Origin of the sequence: Haloferax sp. Atlit-6N, assembly GCF_003383195.1 — an archaeon.
In the GTDB taxonomy this organism is placed as follows: domain Archaea; phylum Halobacteriota; class Halobacteria; order Halobacteriales; family Haloferacaceae; genus Haloferax; species Haloferax gibbonsii.
In genome coordinates this window covers 1-809 of record NZ_QEQJ01000033.1, presented here as the reverse complement: position 1 = coordinate 809, position 809 = coordinate 1, and the positions used below count along the sequence as shown (strand labels likewise).

2 protein-coding genes and 1 pseudogene are annotated in these 809 nt (G+C 63.5%); all 3 read right to left on the bottom strand.

Features of this window, described 5'->3' with window-relative positions; all coding sequences use genetic code 11:
* Positions 1 to 78: 78 nt before the first annotated feature.
* Positions 79 to 264, bottom strand: a complete 186-nt coding sequence (locus DEQ92_RS20975) for a hypothetical protein (RefSeq protein WP_115821725.1) — start codon at positions 262 to 264, stop codon at positions 79 to 81.
* Between the two features lie 63 nt (positions 265 to 327).
* On the bottom strand, positions 328 to 546 hold the full coding sequence (locus DEQ92_RS20970) for a hypothetical protein (RefSeq protein ID WP_115821724.1): 219 nt from the start codon (positions 544 to 546) through the stop codon (positions 328 to 330).
* A gap of 41 nt (positions 547 to 587) precedes the next feature.
* Positions 588 to 809: pseudogene (locus DEQ92_RS24205) on the bottom strand (hypothetical protein); the annotation flags it as partial.

Here is an 809-nt window from a genome sequence, read left to right as displayed (position 1 = left end):
GAACGGGACAGCGACCGCTACTTCCAGGCTCATATCACGTCTGGATACGCGCCCGCACAAGGATTCCTCGGTTTCCGGTCAGTACTGACTGGCCGTGCCGAGCAGCAACAGGAGCGTCGCGATCACGGACGCCACGCCGCTCGCGGCGGCGAGCGGGACCGCGGAGACGATGCCGCCGACGCCGCCGCAGGCGAGACTGACACCCATCCCACCGAGCACGTAGTCGAATCGCGTCGGAGCCTCCTGCGGAACGGCGTCGACCATTCTGTAATTAGATATAATTAGAACCGAAAAGGAATATCTTGTGGTCCCGCGCGGTCGCCGTCGCTACGATTCCGATGGCGTGTCTGTGTCCGTCGATCTCGACGTGAGCCCCTTCAGCGCCCACAGGACGAGCAATGCGCCTTCGATCCGAGCGACGGTGTACACCCACGACTTCACTTCGGCCTCGCCCCTCGTAGCGAGACCCACCCAGAAATCGGTGATTCGACGGGGTGCGAGCAGTTCGGCGATACCGAGCGCGAGTGCGGCGGCTCTGAGGAGCATACGATCTATCGTGTCGGAACGGTAATACGTCTTCCGTCGGGTCACTCGGACGAAAGCGCCGAACCGCCGGGCTGCCCGGTCCCGGTCACGACACTTGCGTCGTCGCCTTCCGACTCAGCGGTGGCTCTCTTCGGCGTCTCAGATGGGCCGGGAAAGACGATCGTCGCTCCCGTCATAATCGGAGCCAGGAGACCGGCAGTGACGACTTCTGGGTCCCCGAGTGGCCCCTGTACGAACACTTCTGTCCCGGTCTGGAGGTCGGC

Excerpts from the sequence above, each read along its gene's own strand:
- DEQ92_RS20970 (WP_115821724.1), bottom strand. The coding sequence starts at position 546 with ATGCTCCTCAGAGCCGCCGCACTCGCGCTCGGTATCGCCGAACTGCTC.
- DEQ92_RS20975 (WP_115821725.1), bottom strand. The coding sequence starts at position 264 with ATGGTCGACGCCGTTCCGCAGGAGGCTCCGACGCGATTCGACTACGTG.